Raw genomic sequence first — 22,760 nt, 5'->3', positions numbered from 1 at the left:
GCGCTTGGGCTTGCAGTGGCTGAGCCTTTCCGGCTGCCAGCCGACCATCACACCGCCCCGGGGACCCGGACCAAAAGGAAACGGAAGCGCCGGTGCAGCTACACCTATCTGTCGCTTTTTGTCGAAAATTAACCAATATTTAATGTCAGACAAAAAATAAAACAATAAACATCATTATTGATCGCGGCGGTGCTTTGAGCAACTCCTTGATTCTAAAACGCAGCCGAAAACTGTCATCGGCGAGATGTACATTTTCTTCTGCTCAGTGCCAATATAGATGAATTGCACATTCTCATGCAGGCGCAAAAACGTACGAAACTGCTTTTCCATCTGCGGCCACGCTTTTTCATCGCTCACCATCTGCAAGGCGGACGGCGATTCACTAAACTGCACTAAGCTGTTTTCCTCGCTCTGAAAGCTGTCGCGAATATCGCCAAGCAATCCGTCAAGCGCCGTCTGCGCTCGATGTTTCACATCAGCGTCAACAAGCCGTTGCGTTTGCCAAACAACGATGAGCTGCGTCGCCGCCAACGAGATGATCAATAATAAGGCCATCAAGACGATCAATTTGCTGCGCAATGTCCGGAACACTCGCTATTTCTCCCCTCTGTTTCCTCTTTTTTGTCGAACTATGTTTCATTATAAAAGGACAATCGTCCTCCGTCTATAGGATTAGCTTCTTAATTCATACATAGAGGGCCACCGTGTGCGAGACAATAAACTAGAGGCAGGTGAATGATGATGGGTGCCATCGAACACGAAGGATATCGATTTGAGATCGAATACAGCGTCCTGTTGCAAAAAGGGGCGCTGCATGTTTACCGCAACGGCGAATTCATCGATGAAATTGTGTTTCCCTTTCGCGGCGAAAAGCCCGATGAACAGCAAATTGAAGCGCTTGTGAGCGAGTATGTCGAGCAAAAAGCCCGCGGCCGCTAACAGCGGCCGTTTTCTTTTCTTGCCATTTTTTCGAGTTTTCCGTTATGATGAGGGTAAAAAAAGCAAGGGGGATCGGCATGTACGATAAACGTTTATACGTCTTTGACGGCAACACCCCGCGCGAAGCGGTCATCCGCAACTATACGACAGACGACTTTGCTGATCTCATCCGCGTGCAGCAAGAAAGTTTTCCGCCCCCGTTTCCATCGGAGTTATGGTGGAACGAACAACAGCTTCACAACCATGTCACCTTGTTTCCCGAAGGAGCGCTTTGCGTCGAAGTCGGCGGGCGCATCGTCGGATCGATGACTGGCTTGATCGTTGACTTTGATCCAGCCCATACCGATCATACATGGGAAGAGATCACCGACGGCGGCTACATCCGCAACCACCGCCCGGATGGCAACACGCTTTATGTCGTCGACATTTGCGTCTCGCCGCCATACCGGAAGCTCGGCCTCGGCAAGTGGCTCATGCAGTCGATGTATGAAGTCGTCGTCCATCTCGGCCTTGACCGGCTGCTCGGCGGCGGGCGGATGCCTGGCTACCATCGTTACGCTAATGAATTATCACCCGAAACCTACATCGACAAAGTGGTTGCTGGCGAGCTGAACGATCCGGTCATTACGTTTTTGCTCCGCTGCGGGCGCACTCCGCTGGCGGTCGTTCACAATTATTTGGAAGATGAGGAATCGCGCAACTATGCCGTCCTGATGGAATGGCGCAATCCGTTCAAGCAAAAACAAGGACACAATTGACAGAAACGAAAAAAAGGAATCACCAGCATCGGCCGCGAACTAAGAAAAGGAGAACGACCGACGGAAAGGAATCGCGGCCGATGAAATCGATTTTGTATAGTGATCCGCTTGCTCCTTTGCTTATTCGCAATGAATTGTTTTCCCTGCTGCCAGCGCACATTTCCCGTTTGACCGTCGTTTGCATCGGCAGCAACCGTATCAACGGCGACAGCCTAGGGCCGTTCGTCGGCACGCTGCTTGAAAACGCCTATCCGGATCATCTAACCGTAATCGGCACACTCAGGCAACCTGTCGATGCGACAAACATCCGACGCGTTTCCGAGCAATTGCAAAACGAACACGGAGCATATGTAGTGGCGATCGACAGCATTGTCGGGCCGCAGCCGTTTGTCCATACGATCGCCATCCGCCCTGGCGCCCTTTCCCCTGGCACTGCGCTTGGCAAATCGCTGCCATCGATTGGCGACATCAGCATGATGGGCGTCGTGATGGAAGATACAGCCGATATGAGCGCACTTCCGTACACGAATTTGCACATTGTTTACCAAATGGCGAAAGTCATCGCTTTAGGCCTTTCACTTACGATCCGGCAGCGGTATGGCTATGAATCATCGACACCGCTGTTGGCTTGAACAGAGCGCGGAAACATATGTCTTGCCTTTAAAAGCAAAAAAAGGCGCAGCGGCCGATTCATGCCGCTGCACCTTTCGCTATGATCAAGCCATATGGAACGTTCGTTTGACAAACAACACTACTTCCTCAGCCGTACCAAGCGACAGCACTGTCTCTTTCACGCAGACCGCATCCTCTTTTGACAGCCGCTTCAGCTGGGCGCGCGCCGGCAAAATCGAGGTGGCGCTCATGCTGAACTCATCAAGGCCAAGAGCAAGCAAAATCGGAATGGCGATCGGGTCGCCGGCCATTTCCCCGCACATCCCAACCCATTTCCCTTCGCGGTGAGCGGCGTCAATGACATAGCTGATGAGCCGCAAAATGGCCGGGTTGTACGGTTGATATAGATACGACACCCTCTCATTCATCCGGTCGGCCGCCATCGTATATTGGATCAGGTCGTTCGTTCCGATGCTGAAGAAATCGACTTCTTTCGCAAACTGGTCCGCCATGACGGCAGCCGCCGGAATCTCGACCATCATGCCGACTTCAATTCCATTCGCAACTGGAACCCCTTGGCGGAGGAGCGCTTCTTTTTCTTCGAGTAAAATCGCTTTCGCTTGGCGGAATTCATCGAGCGTCGCAATCATCGGGAACATGATTTTCAAATTGCCGTGCACGCTCGCCCGCAGCAAGGCGCGCAGCTGCGTGCGGAACATGTCTTGCATTTCCAGGCAAAGGCGAATGGCTCGAAACCCTAAAAACGGGTTCATCTCTTTTGGCAAGTGTAAATACGGGAGCTCTTTGTCGCCGCCAATGTCAAGCGTACGCACAACGACCGGCTTGCCGCCCATTTGTTCAAGCACCGTTTTGTAAGCCGCAAACTGTTCGTCTTCCGTAGGCAGCTCCGATCGTCCCATGTATAAAAATTCCGTGCGATACAATCCGATCCCTTCTGCCCCGTTGGCCAACGCTCCTTTCACATCGTCCGGCGTGCCGATATTGGCCGCCAGCTCAACGTGCACGCCATCAGCGGTGACCGTCGGTTGATCGACAAGCTTCGCCCATTCCGCTTTTTGCTCCTCATAGCGAGCCCGCTTCTCTTCATAACGCGCAAGCAGCTCCGGGGACGGATTGACGACGACTTGACCGTCGAGCCCATCGACGATGACAATGTCGCCGTTTTGCACTTCCGCCGTAATCGCCTTCGTGCCGACGACAGCCGGGATTTCGAGCGAGCGGGCCATAATGGCCGAATGCGACGTTCGCCCGCCGATGTCGGTGGCAAATCCTTTCACATATTGGCGGTTCAGCTGCGCCGTATCGGATGGCGTCAAATCCTCAGCGATAATGACGACCTCTTCGGAAATGAGGCTCGGATTGGAGATCGTCACACCAAGCAAATGGGCGAGGACGCGCTTCGTCACATCGCGGATATCGGCGGCCCGCTCTTTCATATACTCATTGTCCATGCCTTCAAACATGGAAATGAAAAACGATGCCGTTTCATGGAGCGCATATTCCGCATTCACTTGTTCTGTTTTGATTTTTTCCTTAATCGGGTTCAGCAATTCTGGGTCGTCAAGCACAAGCAAGTGGGCGGCAAAAATGGCGGCTTTGTCTTCACCAAGCTTTTCCAAGGCATGCTGTTTGATGGCTTCCAGCTCTTCTTTCGCTTTCGCGACCGCCGCCTCAAGCCGCGCAATTTCCGCCTCGACGTCGGCGACCGTCCGTTTTTCGGCCGCCAAATGAGGCGTCTCCAAGCGGTATGCCTTGGCGATGGCGATGCCGCTTGAAGCGGCGATGCCATGAATCGTCTTTTCCATTATTCCGCAAGGCCTTCCTTTGCCAACGTATCGGTTAACGCCGCCATTGCTTCTGCCGCATCGGCCCCTTCTGCCGTGATTTTGATCGTTGCCCCTTTCGGAATTCCTAACGACATGACGCCCATGATCGATTTCAAGTTCACCGTTTTGCCGTTGTACTCAAGCTGGATTTCGCTGTTGAATTTGCTCGCCGTTTGCACCAAAATCGTCGCCGGACGAGCGTGGATGCCGGAATCAGAAACGACTTTAAACGTTTTTTCTGCCATGTCCATCATTCCCCTTTTCTTCAATTTTTTCTTTGCCATCATATCAAATGCAGGGGCGGGGAGGCAACGGAAAATGCTTGGCCCCGCCCCGCCGCGAATAAGCAGTTTAGCTGAGCGTCACAACAGCGTCTTCTCCTCGAGCAACCGGGCCTTGCTTGTTGATGTGAACCGTTTCGCCGGCTTCGAGATTCGTGAAAATCACCGGCGTGACAATCGATGGCGCGTTCTGTTTTACATAATCAAGGTCGACGCGCAAAATCGGCTGCCCTTTTTTCACTTCGTCGCCTTCCTTGACAAGCGCTTCAAACCCTTGGCCGTTCAGCTTCACTGTGTCGATGCCGACGTGGATTAACATTTCATGCCCGCCGGCCGACTGAATGCCAATGGCGTGCTTCGTCGGAAATACGTTGATGATTTTGCCATCAACCGGAGAGACGACCGTGCCGTCCGTCGGCATGACCGCGAAGCCGTCGCCTATCATTTTTTGCGAAAACACTTGATCAGGCACTTCAGCGAGCGGAACGACCTCTCCTGACATCGGCGAAGCAATCGTTTCGGACTTCGCGGCTTCCGGGGCCGCTGCTTTCGGTTTCTCTTCCGCCCGGGCCGGCGCTTTTCCTTGCATGATGTCTTGAATTTGCCCTTTTAACATATCCGATTTCGGACCGAAAATCGCTTGCACGTTGTTGCCGACTTCAAGCACCCCTGCGGCGCCGAGCGCTTTCAACCGGTCTTTATCGACCCGGCCGATATCATGGACCGAAACGCGCAAACGTGTAATGCATGCGTCCAAATGTTCGATGTTTTCCTTTCCGCCAAGGGCGGCGAGCACTTCGTACGGCAGATCGCCAGCGGCGGCTGCCTCGGCTTTCGGTGCTTCCTCGACCGTTTTTTCCCGGCCCGGCGTCGCCAAATCCCATTTGCGGATCGCAAAGCGGAATCCGAAATAATAAATCACGGCAAACACCAAGCCGACCGGAATGACAAGCCACCATGCCGTCCGGTTTGGCAGAACGCCAAACAGCAAGAAGTCAATGACCCCGCCGGAGAAGGTTTTCGGCAAAATTTTAAAAAGAAAAGNGGAATCCGAAATAATAAATCACGGCAAACACCAAGCCGACCGGAATGACAAGCCACCATGCCGTCCGGTTTGGCAGAACGCCAAACAGCAAGAAGTCAATGACCCCGCCGGAGAAGGTCATCCCGATTTTGACGTTCAACAGGTGCATGATCATAAACGACAAGCCGGCAAAGACGCAGTGAATGGCAAACAGCGCCGGGGCGACGAACAAGAACGAAAATTCGATCGGTTCGGTAATCCCGGTCAAAAACGATGTCAACGCGGCCGACCCCATGATGCCGGCAACGACTTTTTTGTTTTCCGGTCGCGCTTCGTGGTAGATCGCGAGCGCCGCTGCCGGGAGACCGAACATCATAAACGGGAATTTCCCGGTCATGAACGTGCCGGCCGTCAATTTGACCCCGTCTTTCAGTTGCTCGAAAAAGATTTTTTGATCGCCATGGACCACTTGCCCGGCTTTATTGACGTACTCGCCAAATTCAAACCAAAACGGTGCATAGAAAATATGATGCAAACCAAACGGAATGAGCGCCCGTTCGATGACGCCGAAAATGAACGCGGCCAACGTTTTGTTCGCATCGATCATATTGTGCGAAAACGCATTGAGCCCGTGCTGAATCGGCGGCCAAACGAATGTCATGAGAATGCCAAGCACGACTGCGGACGCCGCCGTCACGATCGGCACGAACCGCTTGCCGGCGAAAAAGCCGAGATATTGCGGAAGTTCGATATTGAAGTATTTGTTGTACATGTACGCTGCCAAAATCCCGACGATAATCCCCCCAAAGACGCCGGTTTGCAACGTCGGGATGCCGAGAATGTTGGCGTACGACGGGTCGGCGCCGATCATATCGGAAGTCACGCCCAAGATGACGCTCATCGTCACATTCATAATCAAGTAGCCGATGATCGCCGCCAAGCCCGCGACCCCGTCCCCGCCGGCAAGGCCGATCGCCACACCAACCGCAAACAAGAGCGACAAGTTGGAGAAGACGATGCCGCCTGCTTGCTCCATCACATTGGAGATGAGCACGACCCAGTCGGCTTTGAGCGCCGGAATTTTGTCAGTGAGCGCCGGGTTTTTCAAGGCGTTGCCAAGCGCCAACAAAATCCCGGCCGCCGGCAAGATCGCCACCGGCAGCATGAGCGCTTTCCCGACCTTTTGCAGCGTGCCAAACGCTCGTTTCATCTTCATAACCTCCTTTAGTTTCCTTTTCTTAAGTTTTACAGCAAACGACCGATTCATGTACCGAAAATGAAGCGGGCGTTTCCGAGGGAGCCGGCGCAATAAAAAAGGCATGACTAAAGAGAGACAAAAAGAACGCTTACAACAGCGCAAAGATGAATTCGCAGCTGTTGCCGCCTTATTTGCCCTCTTTACTCATGCCTGATCGAGTCAGTAACACGTAAAGCGAGACAACCTATGCAGTTGTATTGTTCTTTTTCTCCGCCAGCCGTTGCAAATGCAACGTCAAATAGACCGCCTCGGCATCGTCCGCCGGCAGATGAAGCGTTTGCTGCATGACTTTGACCAACTTCCATGCTAGATTATAGCATAATGGATACGCTTCCTTCAAGATTTTCGACAAATTTTTTGGTTCTTCGACTTTTTCGCCTTTTTTCATCCGCTCAATCGCATAGCGCAAGTGACGGACAAACCGCAAATAATGAACGCTCTCGCGGTCGATGTCAACGCCAAGCTGTTGCTCGACGATCTTGACAAGATCAGCAATGAGCTGGGAATATCGATTCGCTTCCGACACGCTTTGCTTGGAAATCGCGCTATGAATATGAAGGGCAATAAAGCCTGCCTCTCCTTCAGGCAGCACAATCCCGAGCTTTTGTTCAATCATGCGGGCCACTTCATTGGCAATTTCATATTCCAACGGATACAAGCTTTTCGTCTCAGCCAAAAACGGGTTTTTGACATCCAATCCTTGTTCAAGCCGCTTTAATGTAAAAGCGATATGGTCCGTCAGCGCCACATGGATGTGCTCGTCGAGCGGCGCGCCCACGCGTTGCTGAATATGTTGAACCACCTCGCTCATGAGGGCGATGAATTCTTCGCTCAATTCCGGAAGCAGCTTTTTGTATTGCTCTTGTTCGCGTTCGTTTTTCAGAACGAAACATTTTTCCACAGCGCTCTTGGCAATCTCGTCCCCCCGTTTTTTGCCGAAGCCGATTCCTTTGCCGAGCAAAACGACTTCGCCATATGCCGGATGGGAAGCGATTAACACGTTGTTGTTGAGCGTTTTTTCGACGCGAAACGGCTGTTCCATCAGCCTCCCTCCTTTCCGCACCCATCGTCTGCCGCTAGTCTATGCAGACTACATTATAAACCGGATGGGCCATCGCTCTCAATGACGTTTTTTGGATGGGACGCCGCTCTTCTCGACATACTAATGGGAGGGAGGAAAGAATATGCCATACGTATCGATCAACCAACGAGTCCGCCTTTACTATGAGGAAAAAGGAGAAGGAACACCGCTTTTGTTCATCCATCCCCCAGGAATGGGGCATGCCGTTTTTTGCCGCCAAGAACCGCTCGCCCGCCATTTTCGCCTTATTTTGTATGATATGCGTGGAAACGGGCGAAGCAGTTCGTCAGATGCACCGATCACCGTACCGCTGCTTGCCGACGACATTTCCGTATTGCTCCGCGCCCTCGGCGTTCGGCGCGCCATCATTTGCGGCTACTCAAACGGCGGATCCATTGCGCTTGATTTCGCGCTCCGCTATCCCGAGCATGTCGAACAGCTCGTTTTGATCGGCGGGTTTCCGGAAGTGTGCACCCCGCTTTTGTTCAGCGAGTTTTTGCTCGGCATCTCCGCCGCAAAACTTGGGGCCATCCCGCTGCTTGCGGCGGCTCTTGCTTGGGGGCACAAAACGAACTGGCGCGAATGGCAGCTGTTGCGGCGGTACGCCCGGCTGACCCATAAACGGGATTTAAACGCCATGTACCAGGCTGGGCTTGTTTATGGATGCACAAAACAACTGTCTTCCCTCCGCTTGCCCGTGCTCCTTATTTATGGAGCACGCGATCGTTACATCCATCCGTATATCGCTATGTTCCAACGTTATGTGCCGCATGCAGATATTGTGTTTATTGACCAGGCCCGCCATCAAATTCCGACGAAACATAGCAGCGAACTAAACAGCATTTTGCGGGCATACGGCAAGCGGAGCGAAACTGGCCGAAAGGAGGGGATCGCATGTCGAACAAAGGAAGACAAAACAAGGTGAGCCAAGAAGTAGCCAACCCGACCGTCTCCAAGGCGGAGGCAGAAATGGCCAAAGACAGCGTGGATACGGCCAAGCAAGCGAAAAAGAACCGCTCGTAGCGACAGCGAGGCTGCCCTTTTTTGGGGACAGCCCCGCTGTTTTGCCGCTATAGCGCCGGCCATCGGCCCGGCTGCCCACTTCGACGGCGACTAGGCCGTCCGGCGCACCGGATGAAGACGGCTGAAAATCATCTTCAATAACGGCGGCGTCACAACAGTCGTTACCAATACGACGATGATCATGACCGCAAACATGTTCCCATCAAGCAGGCCGGCTTCCAAGCCGATGCCGGCGATGATGAGCGCCACCTCACCGCGCGACACCATGCCAGCGCCGACCGCCAGCGAGCTTCCCCACGAAAATCCGGCCCATTTTGCCCCCAGCGCGGCGCCGACAAGCTTTGTCAAAATCGCGAGCGCACTCCAACCGACAATCAGCGGCCAATGCTCGACGATGCCGGAAAAGTCGGCCGCAACCCCGATGGAGGTAAAAAAGACAGGGACAAACAAAGAATAGGCGATCGTTTCCACTTTCTCAAATACTTCTTCCCGATAGTCCGTAAAACTCGCGCCAAGCCCGGCCATATAGGCGCCGATGATCGCCGCCACCCCCATCGCCTCAGCAAAATAGGCAAATGCAAAACAGATGACCAGCCCGGCCGAGACAACCGCCTCTGTCACACGCAACGGGGCAAACCACTTTAATACGAGCGGGATGGCTTTCCAAGCGAGCAAAATGGCGACGGCAAAAAAAACAGCTTTTTTCAGCACGACCGCACCAAGCTCGACGTCGCCGCCAGTTAGGCTTAATAAAAACGCCAAGGCAATGACGACCAGCACGTCGTCGATGACCGCCGCGCCAAGAATCGCTGATCCTTCCTTCGATTGCAGCTGTCCCATCTCTTTGAGCGCCTGCACGGAAATGCTGACGCTCGTTGCGGACAGCAAAAGTCCGAGGAAAAGAGCCGTGCCGGTTTCCATNCAACGGGTCGAAAAACGCCGCCGAAAACAAGAATCGCTGATCCTTCCTTCGATTGCAGCTGTCCCATCTCTTTGAGCGCCTGCACGGAAATGCTGACGCTCGTTGCGGACAGCAAAAGTCCGAGGAAAAGAGCCGTGCCGGTTTCCATGCCGAACGCTGCGCCGGCCGCATACCCGGCGAGCAGCGGAACGAGAATGCCAAGCACTCCGACCGCCACAGCAGCTTTTCCAGTGCGCCGAAACTGGTCCATATCCGTCTCAAGGCCGGCGATAAACATAAGCAAAATGACGCCGATTTGACTTAACTCCTGCAAAAGATCCGTATCCTCGATCACACCGAACACGCTCGGGCCAAGCACAATGCCGATGAGCAGCTTGCCGAGCACGGCGGGCTGGCCAAGGCGCACGGCCGCATCACCGGCAAGTTTGGCGGCGAACAAAATGACCGCCAGTTGGGCAATCAACATCCCTTCACACTCCTTCGCTTTAAGTCTCTTTTTCGAATTACGTTTATCATGCGTGGAAGGTTTCACTTTTATCATTTCCCGAATTCAGGCCAAAACGAAACATCTCCCTTAGTTGTCTTACCGCTATCGACGCCGCGCCGGGCCAAGCCGGCAAACAAAGAAGCGTTTCATGTTCCAAACCGCTATGTGCCGACATTGCCTATGGTGATCGGCAAAGCATCGGCCTCTGCCCGCCGTGCAACTCGACTGTCTATCAGCCATCGATTGAGACGTTAGCCAAAAAAAAACAGACATCCTCGCTCTGCGTGGACGCCTGTTGTTATGACAGCGCATTTTGCCGGCCGTTTGCGGCTTTGACGCCGCCGGACGGAAACGTCAAATGAACAGTCGTTCCCTTCCCAACCTCGCTTTCGATCCGCATCGTTCCTTTATGTTCTTGAACGATTTTCATGCTTGTCGTCAGCCCGAGCCCCATTCCTTTTTCTTTCAAAGTGAAAAACGGTTCACCGATTTTCTGCAGCCGCTCTTTCGAAATGCCGACGCCGGTGTCGGCAACATCGACATAGATCTTCCCGTCCCCTTCCGCAACGTGGACGTATAAAATTCCTCCATCAGGCATCGCTTCGACGGCATTTTTCATAACGTTCAACAACACTTGAACAATTTGGTTTTGATCGCCGTACACACAAGCTTTCGGAGCGGTGTTATGGACGGAAATGGAAACGTTGTTCAACGTCGCCTCATGGCCAATCAAGCTGATGACATACGAAATGGCCTCGTCTAGCAAAAACGGCCGATAATCGTGGCTTTGCGGCTTGGCGAGCACCAGCAGCTCGCTGACAATTTGGTTGATGCGGCCGAGTTCACTTAACATAATGCGCATATAATGATCATTCACTTCGCGCGTTTCTTGCATCATCTGAATAAATCCTTTCATGGAGGTGAGCGGATTGCGGATTTCATGGGCAATGCCGGCGGCCAGCTCGCCAAGGACGGACAGCTTTTCTTTTTTCAAGAGCAGCTCCTCGGCAAGCTTTTGCTGGGTAATGTCGCGGCCGATCGTCAACAACCCTTTGCGCGCTCCGTTTTCGTCAAAGAGCGGCACTTTAATGACGTCAAACGTCTTCACTTCCCCATCCGGCGTCGCAAACGACTCCTCGCGGCGCGTCACCTTTCCGCTCTCCCACGCCTCGCGGTCTGATGCAATGCACTGCGCAAACGCTTCTTTAAAAAACGGCACAAGCTCGCCAAGCTCGCGGTCCGTCTTCCCGATATAATCGATCTGTTCGAGGCGGTACAGCCGCCGGCCAAAATCGTTGACGCGCAGCCATCGCCCCTCGCTGTCTTTAAAGCAAACGAAATCTGGCATCGAATTGATGAGCGTAAGCAGCTGCTGTTCATTTTCCTCGGTCTTTTCCAGCTGCTCGCGCTTTTTTAACAGCTGGTACAAAAAAATGGCCGAGAGCAAAATAAACACGGCCCCTTTGGCGGCGCCAAGCGCCATATATACATCGCGGCTGATCGACAGCATATTGAGCAGGGTGTCGGTGGCGACAATCCATAAAATGCTGCCTATGATATATACTGCGATTACTTTTGTTTTGTTGACCACGTTGTCATCGAACCCCTAACATGCAAAGTCGCGGCAGCCACGGTCGCCCTCTAGGCTACATTTCCCGCGCCCAGCCGAGCAACCGCACGGCCAAGAGGGCGGCGCGCTCATGGTCAAGCCGCTTTTTTAGCGATGCCTCAAGCCGCTCGGCCACCGCCTCCGCCTCTTCCTCATAGGCGAACGAAAATGACCACTCAAGCGCCGGAATGGCAATCACGATATATTCTTCTTTTCGATTTTCGTAAATGTAGACATTAGCCGGAGCTTGTCCGTCCATCACCGGCGTTTTGCGGATTTTCATTTTTCCGTCCCACCTTTTCCTTTGAAACCGTCTCCATTTTGTTTATTTTAACAAACGCCCGCTCCCTACTCAATATAAATCATTTTCCTGGTCATTCCCCCGTCGATCACCAAATTTACCCCAGTGATAAAATCGTTTTCCTCATCGCATAAATACAGACAAGCGCGGGCGATATCATCCGGTTTGCCGACGCGGCCGGCCGGGTGCTGCCGGTGGTCAATGTCTCGCAGTTGCCCATAATCGCCCGTTTCAATCCAACCGGGGCTGATGCAATTGACGCGAATGCGATCATCCGCAAACGACACCGCCAGCGCATGGGTCAAAGCGACAAGGCCGCCTTTCGATGCAGCGTACGCCTCGGAATTCGGCTCGGACATGAGCGCCCTTGTCGAGGCAATGTTGACGATTGCTCCGCCTTTTGCATTGCGGCGCATATATTTAGCTGCTTCTCGAGAAGCAAAAAAAGCGCTGCGCAAATTCGTTGACAGCACGTCATCCCACTCCTCAACCGTCAGCTCATACGGCGACTTCCAGCGTGAGACGCCAGCATTGTTGATCAAATAGTCAATGCGGCCGAAGCGGCCGGCAGCTTCTTGTACAAACCGTTCAATATCGTCCACCTTCCGCACATCCGCCGCCACAAAGATCGCCTCGAACCCGTCCGATTGCAATTGCGCGGCGAACGCTTCACCGTTTTGAATATCGCGGTCGATGATCACGACGTTCGCTCCCTGTTTTGCGAATGCTCTAGCGATCGCCTTGCCGATCCCATTCGCTCCACCGGTGACAATGGCTGTTTTCTGTTCCATGCTCATGTGCAATCTCTTCTCCCTTCCTTTGCTCCGTTTGCTTTCGGATGGGATCCAACCGAAAGAGGTAGGCTTTATGCATGGCCTTCCCTCCTACGATAAGGAACGTTTGTTCTATTCATGACCATTTTATACCTTTCGTTCTCTTGATGCAAGAGAAAGGTGGATGAGGAAAGATACCGATTCATCCCCCACTTGCGCTCACGCATGGAAGTGAGGATTTTCTCGGCTCCAGATGTAAAAAAGACCGCCATTCGGCGGTCTTTTTTGGCATCTTACCGATAGGGGCCATACGAGATTGGAAAGCCAGGCGCATACGGGGTTCCTCCGCCATAATATGGAGGCAGCGGCGCAGCGGGATAGCCATAGCCATACGGCATCACCGGGGCATACGGCTGCGGCGCCATCGGTGGATAGTACAGCGGCGCATACGGATGTGCGCCAGGAACGAAACCTGGTGTTGCACCAGCAGCCATTCCAGACAGCGTGCCAGGAACGGCCACGGGAGCCGTGCTGCCAGCCGGGGGAACGTTTTCTGCATACGGGGCCGTCATGCCATACGGAATAGCGGCGTCATCAGGCGTCATCGGCGGCGTGTTTTCTTTCCCACCCATCGGCCAAACGGAAGCATGGGCCATATTCGGCCCGGCTCCTAAACCGAGCGGCGGCGCCGGCAGCATCATATCGGAGCTGTCCGGACTGTCTGGACTGTCAAGATGGACCGGACTGACAAGCGGCGCTGGCGGCGCAACCGGTGGACACCAATATCCATAAGGCGCTGCCGGCGGATAATACGCCATCGGCATCACTTGAGTCGGCGTCGCTTCATTTGGTGTCGTTGCCGATAGCGGAGCCATCGGCGGCACGTTATTCTCCATCCATCCGGCTTCATTGTCATGGCCGGAAGAGGTTGAAAACGGACCATTCATATACGGATCCCAATGATTCATTGTTCTCTCCCTTTCTTGCTTATATTCTCGGGGCGCGTACCCACCCATATTGTATGTCAGAACAAGCAAAGGGTGTTTGCCCGGCCAAAATATAGGTATTTAACCCAACAGTCGTCTGTGATACGATAAATAACGGTGACGATGCCGAATCAACGCTTGGGGGGACATGCGATGGATGAAGCACTGGCGGCCAAGCAAATCGATGAATTGCGCAACGGAATCATCTCCGAACTGTTGGTGAAAAAAGAGGACTTCCCTGTTTTTCGTGCCGTGCTCGTCAAACAGCCCGACTTCAAACGATTTCGCGGCATCGCCCAGCGCGGCGGCCACGTTATTTACCACTATATGGATGCTCCACGCAGCTAAAAGCTCCTGTTCCCATGGCTTCACACCCGGCTTTCCGTCCTGGAAGCCGGGTGTTTTTGCTCGCGGAGAATTTTCCATCCCTCTCTATGAAACTAGTCGTTTCAATGCCTCGCGCGTTTTTTCCATCATTTCGATAATGACTCATCGCGTGATCCTTGTTACTCTAGTAGCGAGTTTGCAAGACAAAAGGAGGGATGTGGATGAAACAAGCAAAAGCATGGGTGACGGCTATGTTGTGCGGCATATTTTTCTTTGCCGGCCATGCCGATGCGGCGATGATCCACACCGTCAAGCGCGGCGATACGCTTTGGAAAATCGCGAAACAATACGGTGTGCCGCTGAAACAACTGCAGCAGACAAACCGCAAAGGCGATTGGCTATATCCTGGTGAAAAACTCGTCATCCCTGATGCCGGCATCACGGCGGCGGAGAAAGATTTGCTCGCTCGCCTCGTCCATGCCGAGGCGAAAGGGGAACCGTACGCCGGGAAAGTGGCCGTGGCAACGGTCGTGCTCAACCGCGTCGACCATCCGGATTTTCCGGATACGATCCGCGCTGTCATTTATGAGCGCTCTGGCGGCCATTATGCATTCACGCCGGTCGCAAACGGATCGATCAACGAACCGGCCGACCGTGAATCATACCGCGCCGTTGAAGAAGCACTTGCTTTTCGCGGTTTAGGAAACGGCTCGCTCTATTTCTATAATCCGAAAACGGCGAAAAGCAAATGGCTGCGCTCGCGTCCAGTGACCGTCGTCATCGGCAACCACGTCTTCGCCAAGTAAAAGAAGGATAGGCTGCCTTAAAAGACCGTTTTCTCCTAAGCGAGGCGCCATATATGGTCTTTTGAGCATATTGGATGCATATATGCACCCATAAGGAAGGTGCCCAAACTCTTTTTCAGGGCACCTTTTTTAAATATTTAGGAAATAAATCTCTTTACTTGCGCATAAAAATAAGGCACACTAGTAAAAAAGCGCCTAATCCCCGCCGACCGGGGAGCGGCGACGGAATCAGGCAAGCCTCGATTCCCGCGGCCGTTCGCTTGAGCGGTCCGTCCATCATTTTGATTAAAGGAGAATGATGATGATCAAAAAAGCGAAAGTCGGAGATATTATCGAATTTAAAAATGGGCTGCGCGGCATTGTGGAGAAGGTGAATGAAAACTCCGTCATCGTGGATTTAACGTATATGGAAAACTACCGTGAACTCGATTTGCAAGAACGGACAGTCGTCAATCATAAAAACTATAAGATCATCGAATAAAAAAGAGGCTGCCAAGAGCCTCTTTTTTGTTTACGAAATGCGGGCGAGTTCATCACATTCATAGATATGGACGCCGCTCGTTGCTGACGCCGCCCGGTAAAACATCGCCAAAGCAAGCTGATGGGCGTCAACCGGCTTATACTTTTTCCATTTGCCGACGAACAAAAACGGAAGACGGCATAACAACCACCCGCCTAACGCTTCGCCAAGGCGGAACTCCCGGCGCTTGCCGACAAGCAGCGACGGACGAAAAATATGGAGCGACGGAATGGAAAGCCGCTGCAACGCCTCTTCCGTCTCTCCTTTGACTCGCTGGTAAAAAAACGGCGAGCACGGGTTGGCGCCGACCGAAGAGACGGTCAAAAAGCTTTTCGCACGGCACTTTTCCGCCAGCGCCGCGGCGCGCAGCGTATATTCATAGTCGACTTGAATGAACTGCTGCTTTGTTTTCGCCTTTTTGCGCGTCGTCCCTAGGCAGCAAAACACATCGTCCACATAAAAATATCGTTCGTACGATTCAAGCCGCGCAAAATCGACGACGACTTGCTGCAGCTTTTCATGTTCCACCGGCAGCGGAGTGCGGACGAAAATCGTCACACAGCGGTACAAATCCGACTGCAGCAACAGCTTCAGCAACTCTCCGCCGACCAAACCGCTCGCTCCAAGCAAAAGAGCTGTTCTTCGCTCCAACGCCAAAACCTCCAAGGCAAACATTCATTGTTCATTATATAGGAGTTGGAGCGAAAAAACTACCTCTTTTTTTATCTCTAGCGGTTGTCGACTTTTTCTGGATACAAGTCATGATTGAGCAGCCGGTATTCCGCCATTTTTTCGTATTTCGTCCCCGGGCGCCCCCAGTTGCAGTACGGATCGATGGAAATGCCGCCGCGCGGGGTGAATTTGCCCCACACTTCGATATAGCGCGGTTCCATGACTTTAATCAAATCGTTCATAATGATGTTGACGCAGTCTTCGTGAAAGTCGCCATGATTGCGGAAGCTGAACAAATACAGCTTCAACGATTTGCTTTCGACGCATTTTTTGTCCGGGATGTAGCTGATGTAAATCGTTGCGAAGTCCGGTTGTCCGGTTTTTGGACACAACGTCGTAAACTCCGGACAATTGAACTTCACGAAATAATCCCGGTCAGGATGTTTGTTGTCAAACACTTCAAGCAGATTGGGATTGTACGTAAACGAATACGTTGTCCCTTGATTGCCAAGCAGCGTCAAGTCTTTCAATTCTTCCTCTTTTCTTCCTGCCATTCGTTCATTCCTCCCTCATTATTCATTGCCGGGCGAATCGCCGCACCCCGCTTTACACGCCGCGCTTGTTTCCCCAAAGAAGCGTGTGCAGCTGCGGCAGGATGTGGACGTCTGCCAGCTCCTCCGAATCGGCGGCTTGTTCCACCAGCCATTCCAACCGACTGAAAAGCTTCGCACGGAGTGCATCCACATCCGAATCGGCCACATCGGCGTTTCCTGCCTGCAAATAAAACGGAACACTTGGGTAGCGGCAGTGCACCTCTTTCGCATACGCCAAATCGGCGTCATCAAAGACGACGACTTTCAAGCTGATGCGCCGCACTCGGCTTTGGTCAGCCTGCAACCGTTCAATGATTTGATCGAGCGCCGCCCAGTCGGTGTCCATCCCCGAGCTTGGCGGCTTCGGGGAAAGAGTGACGTCGTCAATGTCAAGCAGCCAATCCTGCCAACGGCTCCCTTGCGTTTCAACCGCGACCCGCATCCCTTTTTCATGAAGAAGCGCGATGAGCTCCCCAAGAGCCGCAATCAGAAGCGGGTTGCCGCCTGAAATCGTCACGTGGCGGAAGCGGCGGCCGCCAATGGCTTCAAGCCGCCGCCAAATTTCGTCTGCCGTCAGCTGCTCGATCTCGTCTTTTGCTGATCCGTCCCACGTAAACGCCGAATCGCACCAGCGGCAGCGGTAGTCGCAGCCGGCTGTGCGGACGAACATCGTCTTTTGGCCGATCACCATTCCCTCTCCTTGGATGGTCGGACCAAAAATCTCCAACACCGGAATCGTGCGCGCCATTACCGCTCCCCCGCTTTCGGACGGTAGACGACATAACTTGTCGGCGTTTCGCGGACAAACACTTGCAAACATTTCGGCTTGTGCGGCAGCGTATCCAAATAGCGCTGAATCGTTTCATAAATCGTGCGCGCCACCACTTCCGACGTCGGAAACCGATTCGGGTCATGACCGTCAAACCAATCGCTATGGTCGTTGAGCAGCGTATGGTCCAGCTTGCGATGAACGAGCTGTTTTAACGTTTGAAAATTGACTAAAAAACCGCTCTCATCGAGCTCATCGCCGGCGACCGTCACATTGACGATGTACGTGTGGCCGTGCACGTTTGCGCAACTCCCGGCCGCTTCGTGCGGGATGAAATGGGCGGCGGCGATGTGCATATCTTTGTTCAACTCATAGCGGTAATGATGCGCCACCTGCGGATAGAGCTGATGCATCATCGCGACTCCACCTCCGCTTTTTCCCGCAAATATTCATCCAACCCGCGCTTGCGCAGCGCACATGCTGGGCATTCGCCGCAGCCGTCGGCGATGATGCCGTTATAGCACGTCAGCGTCTTCGTGCGAATGAACTCGAGCGCCCCGAGCTCATCAGCGAGCTTCCACGTCTCCGCTTTCGTCAGCCACATGAGCGGCGTATGAATGACAAATTCGTAATCCATCGCTAAATTCAGCGTGACGTTCAATGATTTGATAAACACATCGCGGCAGTCCGGATAGCCGCTGAAATCTGTTTCGCACACTCCAGTCACAATATGGCGCGCGCCCCGCTGTTTGGCGAACACGGCAGCGAATGATAAAAACAATAAATTGCGTCCGTCCACAAACGTCGTCGGCAGCTCGCCTTTCTTTTGTTCAATGGCAATGTCGCGCCGCGTCAAGGCGTTCGGCGCCAACTGCCCGAGAAGCGACAAATCAAGCACTGTATGGCGGACGCCAAGCTCGTCAGCGATCGCTTGAGCGACGTCAATTTCCCGGCGATGGCGCTGGCCGTAGTCAAACGTCACCGCTTCCACTTCACCAAACTGTTTTTTCGCCCAAAACAAACACGTCGTGCTGTCTTGGCCGCCGCTAAAGACGACGACCGCCTTTTCTTCATTCATCTTCATCATGATCAACCTCCTTCTGAATCAGCAGAAGAAGAGGTTTCCAAAACAAAAAAGGCCATACCCCTAGGATACAGCCGTCCCTAGTTTTTTATAGAGGGTTTTGCTAGAAACCTCTCCCGTACAAGCGTACGGAATTGCGATTCTTCTGTTTTCTTTATTTACTATACCATACTTATGGCTTTTGTTGTAGCGCCTTTTTCACTTTTTCCGCCATCCATACGTACACATACAGGAGCGGAACATACACCGCGACAAGATAAAACCCTGCCTTCGCTGTCCATTGCGTCAACTGCTCAATGTCTGTCTTCTCTTGGAAAAACAGCGTCCCGACAAACAAGCAAGCGAGCAACACTGGAAGCGAACGGCGTTGCTGAACGGCAAACAGCTGTTTCACAACCCGCGTCGCCGCCCAAACCGAGAGCGTGATGATCGGAACCACGACAAGCACATAAATCGAGATGACGATGTATTCCATCCGCTCGATAAACGGCACTTCTGGAATTTTGGCCAGCGTCAGCGTCGGCCATGTAATATGCTGGATTTGCTCTTTGTTATAAAACACGACGGAAATGAGGATCAAAACAAAATAAATGAACATCGTAAACGCGTTGGCCGCATGCGCCCACTTTTGCGAGGACGGAGCATTTTTTAAAAACGGGTAATACATAAGCAGCATTTCAAACCCTAAATATTGCAGCACCATCTCTTTCGATGCTTTTGCCAATTGCCCAAACGAATGGTCGAACACCGGCAATAAGTTCCGGTATTGAGCATACTCAAGCGGAAAGAAAACCATCGGAAAAATCGTCAACAGCGGAATCACCACCCCCCAAACGCATAAGCCGACAACGACGCGAAACCCGCCGGAGACGGCATAATACGTCAGCAGCAAAAACACGAGGCTGAACTGCCACACCCCAATCAACGGGAACACCCATACTTTAATGATTTCAATGTATGATTGAAGCACCATAAACGCCGCCAACGCGTAGTAAAAAAGAAGTCCAAGGCTCAGCACCCCGCCGATCCACCGCCCGAAGTACTGTTCATGAAGCGACACGAGGTCTCCGCCTGATGGAGAATGCGACAGCAGCCGATACATCAGCCAAATCAACACGTGCGCCGCCAGCCCGGCCAGCAAGACAACCATCCAGGCATCCTGCCCCGCCTCTTTCATCAGAGGACGCTGAAAATTGAGTGCCCCGACCCCAACTTGCGTAGCGTGAATGACAAAAAACACAAGAAACGGGGAGATGAGAAACCGTTCCTGAATGGCCTGCTTCATCCTAATCCCTCCTCATGTTCCCCGTCTTATTCGCCAATGCCTGTATGGACGATATCCACCGTGACGTGCGGGCGGATGTCTAGATCCGGGTATTCGCGGTAAAACGCGTCGGAATCCCAATGTCTTGTCACGCTGCGAACAAAATCGCCAATGCCGAGCGGGTCAATCCGTTTTTTCTGAAAATAGTGGAATAACCGGCGCATATTATGCTCCAATTCGTTTTGCATCTTTTTCTTCACATCAGCAAACAAATCACCTCCCGGCTGATCGAGCCATGACGGGTAATCCCTCACCGACGCATGGATATGGACGAACACGTCAAGCACATGGCGTCTTCCATCACGCTTCCATTCATATTTCGGCTTCGCCCATAAGTTTTGCAGCATCACCCGATCCTCCCCCTGTTTTCCGCGATTCCCAACCTTCAGCTGGTAGACGCCGTTTTTCGTTTCCCCGAGCAAAATTTTCATTAAAAACGAATCACGCAAACTTACATGCCCGACATATTGGTCATCGCGAAACAACGCGACCCCTTCAAGCTTGACGAAATCTCCTTTTTTCTCAAAATACGGCAAAAAAGGGTCGCTCCCCGGGGAAAAATAGCGATACAAAAACAAGTGCAAATTCGTTTTCGGCAAGTTCATCGACTGCTCGTTCTGCTCCACAAGATTCGGCAAATACAACGTATCGCTCAGCGTCGTTTTCGCCGTGATTTTCAGCAGCTCCTTAGCGCTTTCTTCCGCCACGCCAAGCAGCAAATGGCTGCCGACTTTGTTGTTGCGCGCGAGGCTGTGCGTAATTTGCGTCACCCCCCGCCGAGCAAACTCCTTGCCGAACAAAATAAGGCGCAGCTGCCCTTCCTCAATCGGCAGCGCTGATTTCGATGACAGGCGCGGAATCAAGTCGTAGATCGTCGGCGACGTCGTCGTCAGCATATTCGGCTTTGTCATCGGCCCTTGCTTGAACGTCGGGTACACCGCAGTGCCCGTGTAGCGGCCGTTCTCGAAATCATACCCCATCTGTTGAATAATTTGAATTTCGTCAATCGGCCGCGAACTGACGCAGCCGCCAAGCAACAGCAGCGCACCGACCCATGCGAGCCCACGCCTCATCATGATCCCCCTTACTCATCAATATCGCGTTTTTGCTTCGCCGCATTCGGATCGTAACGAAACCGCGACCGCGGACGAAGAAACATCGGCCGCTCCGCCGTTTCACTGTATGGCGAACGAATGAATGTATCGCGGAAGCTGCGAACACGAAATGGATAAAACGGCAGCAAATACGGATAACCAAACGACTGCAGCCGCCCTAAATGAATGAGCAGTCCACAGACAGCAAAGATGATGCCGATCCCGCCCCAGAAAGCGGCAAACAAAATAAACGGGAACCGGATAAACCGGATCGTGTTGGACATTTTGAAAATCGGCGTTGTAAACGAAGCGAGCGCCTTTTCGGCAAACTTTTACGGTCATTTCCNCCCAGAAAGCGGCAAACAAAATAAACGGGAACCGGATAAACCGGATCGTGTTGGACATTTTGAAAATCGGCGTTGTAAACGAAGCGAGCGCCGCCAACGCGACGACAATCAACAAAATCGTACTCGTCAGCCCGGCATCAACGGTTGCTTGCCCGATGACAATCCCACCGACAATTCCGAGCGTTTGCGCGACTTTCGTCGGCAGCCGCGCCCCGGCCTCGCGCAACAGCTCAATCGTAATTTCCAAAAACAGCACCTCGAGCATCGGCGGAAATGGCACGTTCGAGCGTGAATAAATGATCGGTCCAAGCAAGTCTTCGGGAATCATTTCATAATGATACGTCAGCACCGCCACATAAATCGGCGACGCCAACACCGAAAACGCAACGCCGAAAAACCGGATGAGCCGGAAAAACGTACCGAGCACCCATGGCAAATAATAGTCTTCCGGCGACGTAAAAAAATCGAAGAGAGCGGCGGGGCCAATCACGGCATACGGGGAGCCGTCGCAAAAAATGGCCACCTGCCCCGACACAAGCGCATAAATGGCCCGGTCGATCCGCTCGGTCGAGATAAAAAGAGGAAACGGTGTCCGCGAATTGTCCGCGAGCAGCTGATCCAAAATAGCGTTGTCAAACACGAGGTCAAAATGAATGGACTCAAGCCGCTGCGTCACCGTTTGAATGACTTCCGGATTAGCGACACCGTCGATGTAGGCGATGACCACTTTCGTTTTCGACATCGAACCGATCGACATTTCCCGAAACACAAGATTTGGCGTCACCACTTGCCGGCGGATGAGATGCAAGTTGACGCCGACATTTTCCACAAATCCGACTTTGGGCCCAACGACGCTGAATTCGTTTTCCGAATCATTGTTTTCCCGAAGCCCCAAATTTTCAGCCGCGGCGCCCATGAGCGCCGCTTTGTTCGGTTGCTCGCGGAAGGTGACCGCGACAAACCCTTTCAGCACCTTCTCTTCAATCAGTGCCGTGTCTTCACTCACCTCAATGCGCTGAATCGGCACGATTTGCTGCAAGTCTTCCAATCGGACGTTCGGATGCTGGGGAATGTCGTTTTGCAAATGGCAAAAAATCCGCTCTTGCAGCACTTGCGGATCAACGAGCGAATCGAAATAGTAAATCGACAGCTCCTTGCCTCCGACAACAAACGACACTTCGACAAAATCGCTCGATTGCCGAAGCTTTTCCCAAAGTTGCGAAAGATTCCTCTGTGCGGGGCGCTTTTTCTTTTTCTTCCAAAACGAGAACCAACCCACGATGATCCCCTCGCCTTTCCGTTTACGGCATAGTCTTCCAATCG

Annotated in this window: 24 protein-coding genes and 5 pseudogenes; 8 read left to right on the top strand and 21 right to left on the bottom strand. The window is 52.8% G+C overall.

Annotated features, from left to right (window positions below):
• Positions 1-174 precede the first annotated feature (174 nt).
• Positions 175-591 (bottom strand): hypothetical protein, encoded by a 417-nt coding sequence (locus tag T260_RS126265; protein WP_023634228.1) that lies wholly within the window; start codon positions 589-591, stop codon positions 175-177.
• A 150-nt stretch (positions 592-741) separates the two neighbouring features.
• Between T260_RS126265 and T260_RS126270 the strand changes: the two genes are divergently transcribed.
• From T260_RS126270 to yyaC, 3 genes are all read left to right on the top strand, one after another.
• The gene (locus tag T260_RS126270) at positions 742-939 is read left to right on the top strand and encodes a YbxH family protein (protein ID WP_011230519.1); all 198 of its coding nucleotides are present in this window, start codon (positions 742-744) and stop codon (positions 937-939) included.
• A 77-nt stretch (positions 940-1,016) separates the two neighbouring features.
• Positions 1,017-1,697, top strand: coding sequence for a GNAT family N-acetyltransferase (locus tag T260_RS126275; RefSeq protein WP_023634227.1), 681 nt, complete (start codon positions 1,017-1,019; stop codon positions 1,695-1,697).
• Between the two features lie 80 nt (positions 1,698-1,777).
• Positions 1,778-2,329, top strand: coding sequence for a spore protease YyaC (yyaC, locus tag T260_RS126280; protein WP_011230498.1), 552 nt, complete (start codon positions 1,778-1,780; stop codon positions 2,327-2,329).
• Between the two features lie 84 nt (positions 2,330-2,413).
• On the opposite strand, the gene ptsP is transcribed toward yyaC, so the two are convergent.
• The 5 genes and pseudogenes from ptsP to glcT all read right to left on the bottom strand — a co-directional run bounded on the left by ptsP (position 2,414) and on the right by glcT (position 7,761).
• Positions 2,414-4,135, bottom strand: coding sequence for a phosphoenolpyruvate--protein phosphotransferase (gene ptsP / locus T260_RS126285; RefSeq protein WP_023634226.1), 1,722 nt, complete (start codon positions 4,133-4,135; stop codon positions 2,414-2,416).
• On the bottom strand, positions 4,135-4,401 hold the full coding sequence (locus tag T260_RS126290; protein ID WP_011230496.1) for a phosphocarrier protein HPr: 267 nt from the start codon (positions 4,399-4,401) through the stop codon (positions 4,135-4,137). Before T260_RS126290 ends, ptsP begins: the two co-directional genes overlap by 1 nt.
• A gap of 106 nt (positions 4,402-4,507) precedes the next feature.
• Positions 4,508-5,455 (bottom strand): annotated as a pseudogene (locus T260_RS0120630) (PTS sugar transporter subunit IIA); the annotation flags it as partial.
• A gap of 13 nt (positions 5,456-5,468) precedes the next feature.
• Positions 5,469-6,671 carry a glucose-specific PTS transporter subunit IIBC gene (ptsG, locus tag T260_RS0120625; RefSeq protein WP_370736692.1) on the bottom strand — a complete coding sequence of 401 codons (1,203 nt, stop codon included), beginning with the start codon at positions 6,669-6,671 and terminating at the stop codon, positions 5,469-5,471.
• Between the two features lie 232 nt (positions 6,672-6,903).
• Positions 6,904-7,761, bottom strand: coding sequence for a glucose PTS transporter transcription antiterminator GlcT (gene glcT / locus T260_RS126295; protein WP_011230491.1), 858 nt, complete (start codon positions 7,759-7,761; stop codon positions 6,904-6,906).
• A 142-nt stretch (positions 7,762-7,903) separates the two neighbouring features.
• Between glcT and T260_RS126300 the strand changes: the two genes are divergently transcribed.
• Together T260_RS126300 and T260_RS1000000140550 are read left to right on the top strand one after the other, a co-directional pair.
• Positions 7,904-8,725: an alpha/beta fold hydrolase gene (locus T260_RS126300; RefSeq protein WP_011230490.1), complete on the top strand. Its 822-nt coding sequence runs from the start codon at positions 7,904-7,906 to the stop codon at positions 8,723-8,725.
• The gene (locus tag T260_RS1000000140550; RefSeq protein WP_013145936.1) at positions 8,695-8,823 is read left to right on the top strand and encodes a hypothetical protein; all 129 of its coding nucleotides are present in this window, start codon (positions 8,695-8,697) and stop codon (positions 8,821-8,823) included. The genes T260_RS126300 and T260_RS1000000140550 overlap by 31 nt, the downstream gene beginning before the upstream one ends.
• Before the next feature lie 90 nt (positions 8,824-8,913).
• On the opposite strand, the pseudogene T260_RS1000000141015 reads toward T260_RS1000000140550, so the two are convergent.
• The 6 genes and pseudogenes from T260_RS1000000141015 to T260_RS126320 all read right to left on the bottom strand — a co-directional run.
• A pseudogene (locus T260_RS1000000141015) lies at positions 8,914-9,744 on the bottom strand (cation:proton antiporter); the annotation flags it as partial.
• A gap of 41 nt (positions 9,745-9,785) precedes the next feature.
• Positions 9,786-10,211, bottom strand: a pseudogene (locus T260_RS1000000141010) (cation:proton antiporter); the annotation flags it as partial.
• 319 nt (positions 10,212-10,530) lie between these two features.
• On the bottom strand, positions 10,531-11,823 hold the full coding sequence (locus tag T260_RS126305) for an ATP-binding protein (RefSeq protein ID WP_011230487.1): 1,293 nt from the start codon (positions 11,821-11,823) through the stop codon (positions 10,531-10,533).
• A gap of 55 nt (positions 11,824-11,878) precedes the next feature.
• The gene (locus tag T260_RS126310; RefSeq protein WP_011230486.1) at positions 11,879-12,124 is read right to left on the bottom strand and encodes a YueH family protein; all 246 of its coding nucleotides are present in this window, start codon (positions 12,122-12,124) and stop codon (positions 11,879-11,881) included.
• Positions 12,125-12,189: 65 nt separating this feature from the next.
• The gene (locus T260_RS126315; RefSeq protein ID WP_023634225.1) at positions 12,190-12,939 is read right to left on the bottom strand and encodes an SDR family NAD(P)-dependent oxidoreductase; all 750 of its coding nucleotides are present in this window, start codon (positions 12,937-12,939) and stop codon (positions 12,190-12,192) included.
• 269 nt (positions 12,940-13,208) lie between these two features.
• Positions 13,209-13,883 carry a hypothetical protein gene (locus tag T260_RS126320; RefSeq protein WP_011230484.1) on the bottom strand — a complete coding sequence of 225 codons (675 nt, stop codon included), beginning with the start codon at positions 13,881-13,883 and terminating at the stop codon, positions 13,209-13,211.
• A 171-nt stretch (positions 13,884-14,054) separates the two neighbouring features.
• On the opposite strand from T260_RS126320, the gene ykzS reads away from it, so the two are divergent.
• From ykzS to T260_RS126335, 3 genes are all read left to right on the top strand, one after another.
• Positions 14,055-14,249 carry a protein YkzS gene (gene ykzS, locus T260_RS126325; protein WP_011230483.1) on the top strand — a complete coding sequence of 65 codons (195 nt, stop codon included), beginning with the start codon at positions 14,055-14,057 and terminating at the stop codon, positions 14,247-14,249.
• A gap of 200 nt (positions 14,250-14,449) precedes the next feature.
• A complete protein-coding gene (locus T260_RS126330; protein WP_014195301.1) occupies positions 14,450-15,034 on the top strand; it encodes a cell wall hydrolase in 585 nt (194 codons plus the stop codon).
• A 301-nt stretch (positions 15,035-15,335) separates the two neighbouring features.
• Entirely contained in the window at positions 15,336-15,515 is a 180-nt protein-coding gene (locus tag T260_RS126335) for a YkvS family protein (protein WP_013145942.1), read from the top strand.
• Positions 15,516-15,545: 30 nt separating this feature from the next.
• On the opposite strand, the gene T260_RS126340 is transcribed toward T260_RS126335, so the two are convergent.
• The 9 genes and pseudogenes from T260_RS126340 to T260_RS0120610 all read right to left on the bottom strand — a co-directional run.
• Positions 15,546-16,229, bottom strand: coding sequence for an NAD-dependent epimerase/dehydratase family protein (locus T260_RS126340; protein WP_014195299.1), 684 nt, complete (start codon positions 16,227-16,229; stop codon positions 15,546-15,548).
• A 53-nt stretch (positions 16,230-16,282) separates the two neighbouring features.
• Positions 16,283-16,780, bottom strand: coding sequence for a preQ(1) synthase (gene queF / locus T260_RS126345; protein WP_011230479.1), 498 nt, complete (start codon positions 16,778-16,780; stop codon positions 16,283-16,285).
• A 52-nt stretch (positions 16,781-16,832) separates the two neighbouring features.
• Complete coding sequence (gene queE / locus T260_RS126350; protein ID WP_011230478.1) at positions 16,833-17,567, bottom strand: 7-carboxy-7-deazaguanine synthase QueE; 735 nt, start codon at positions 17,565-17,567, stop codon at positions 16,833-16,835.
• Positions 17,567-18,004, bottom strand: a complete 438-nt coding sequence (gene queD / locus T260_RS126355; protein WP_011230477.1) for a 6-carboxytetrahydropterin synthase QueD — start codon at positions 18,002-18,004, stop codon at positions 17,567-17,569. The genes queE and queD overlap by 1 nt, the downstream gene beginning before the upstream one ends.
• Entirely contained in the window at positions 18,001-18,666 is a 666-nt protein-coding gene (gene queC, locus T260_RS126360) for a 7-cyano-7-deazaguanine synthase QueC (protein WP_025039182.1), read from the bottom strand. The genes queD and queC overlap by 4 nt, the downstream gene beginning before the upstream one ends.
• 178 nt (positions 18,667-18,844) lie before the next feature.
• Positions 18,845-19,957, bottom strand: coding sequence for a GerAB/ArcD/ProY family transporter (locus T260_RS126365; RefSeq protein WP_023634223.1), 1,113 nt, complete (start codon positions 19,955-19,957; stop codon positions 18,845-18,847).
• Between the two features lie 26 nt (positions 19,958-19,983).
• Positions 19,984-21,069, bottom strand: coding sequence for a Ger(x)C family spore germination protein (locus T260_RS126370; RefSeq protein WP_011230474.1), 1,086 nt, complete (start codon positions 21,067-21,069; stop codon positions 19,984-19,986).
• A gap of 11 nt (positions 21,070-21,080) precedes the next feature.
• Positions 21,081-21,407: pseudogene (locus tag T260_RS1000000140790) on the bottom strand (spore germination protein); the annotation flags it as partial.
• 43 nt (positions 21,408-21,450) lie between these two features.
• Positions 21,451-22,716: pseudogene (locus T260_RS0120610) on the bottom strand (spore germination protein); the annotation flags it as partial.
• Positions 22,717-22,760 lie beyond the last annotated feature (44 nt).

The organism is Geobacillus thermopakistaniensis (genome assembly GCF_000498995.1).
Classification (GTDB): Bacteria; Bacillota; Bacilli; order Bacillales; family Anoxybacillaceae; genus Geobacillus; species Geobacillus thermoleovorans.
The sequence above is the reverse complement of the archived record's forward strand: the minus strand, read 5'-3'. Positions and strand labels throughout refer to the sequence as shown.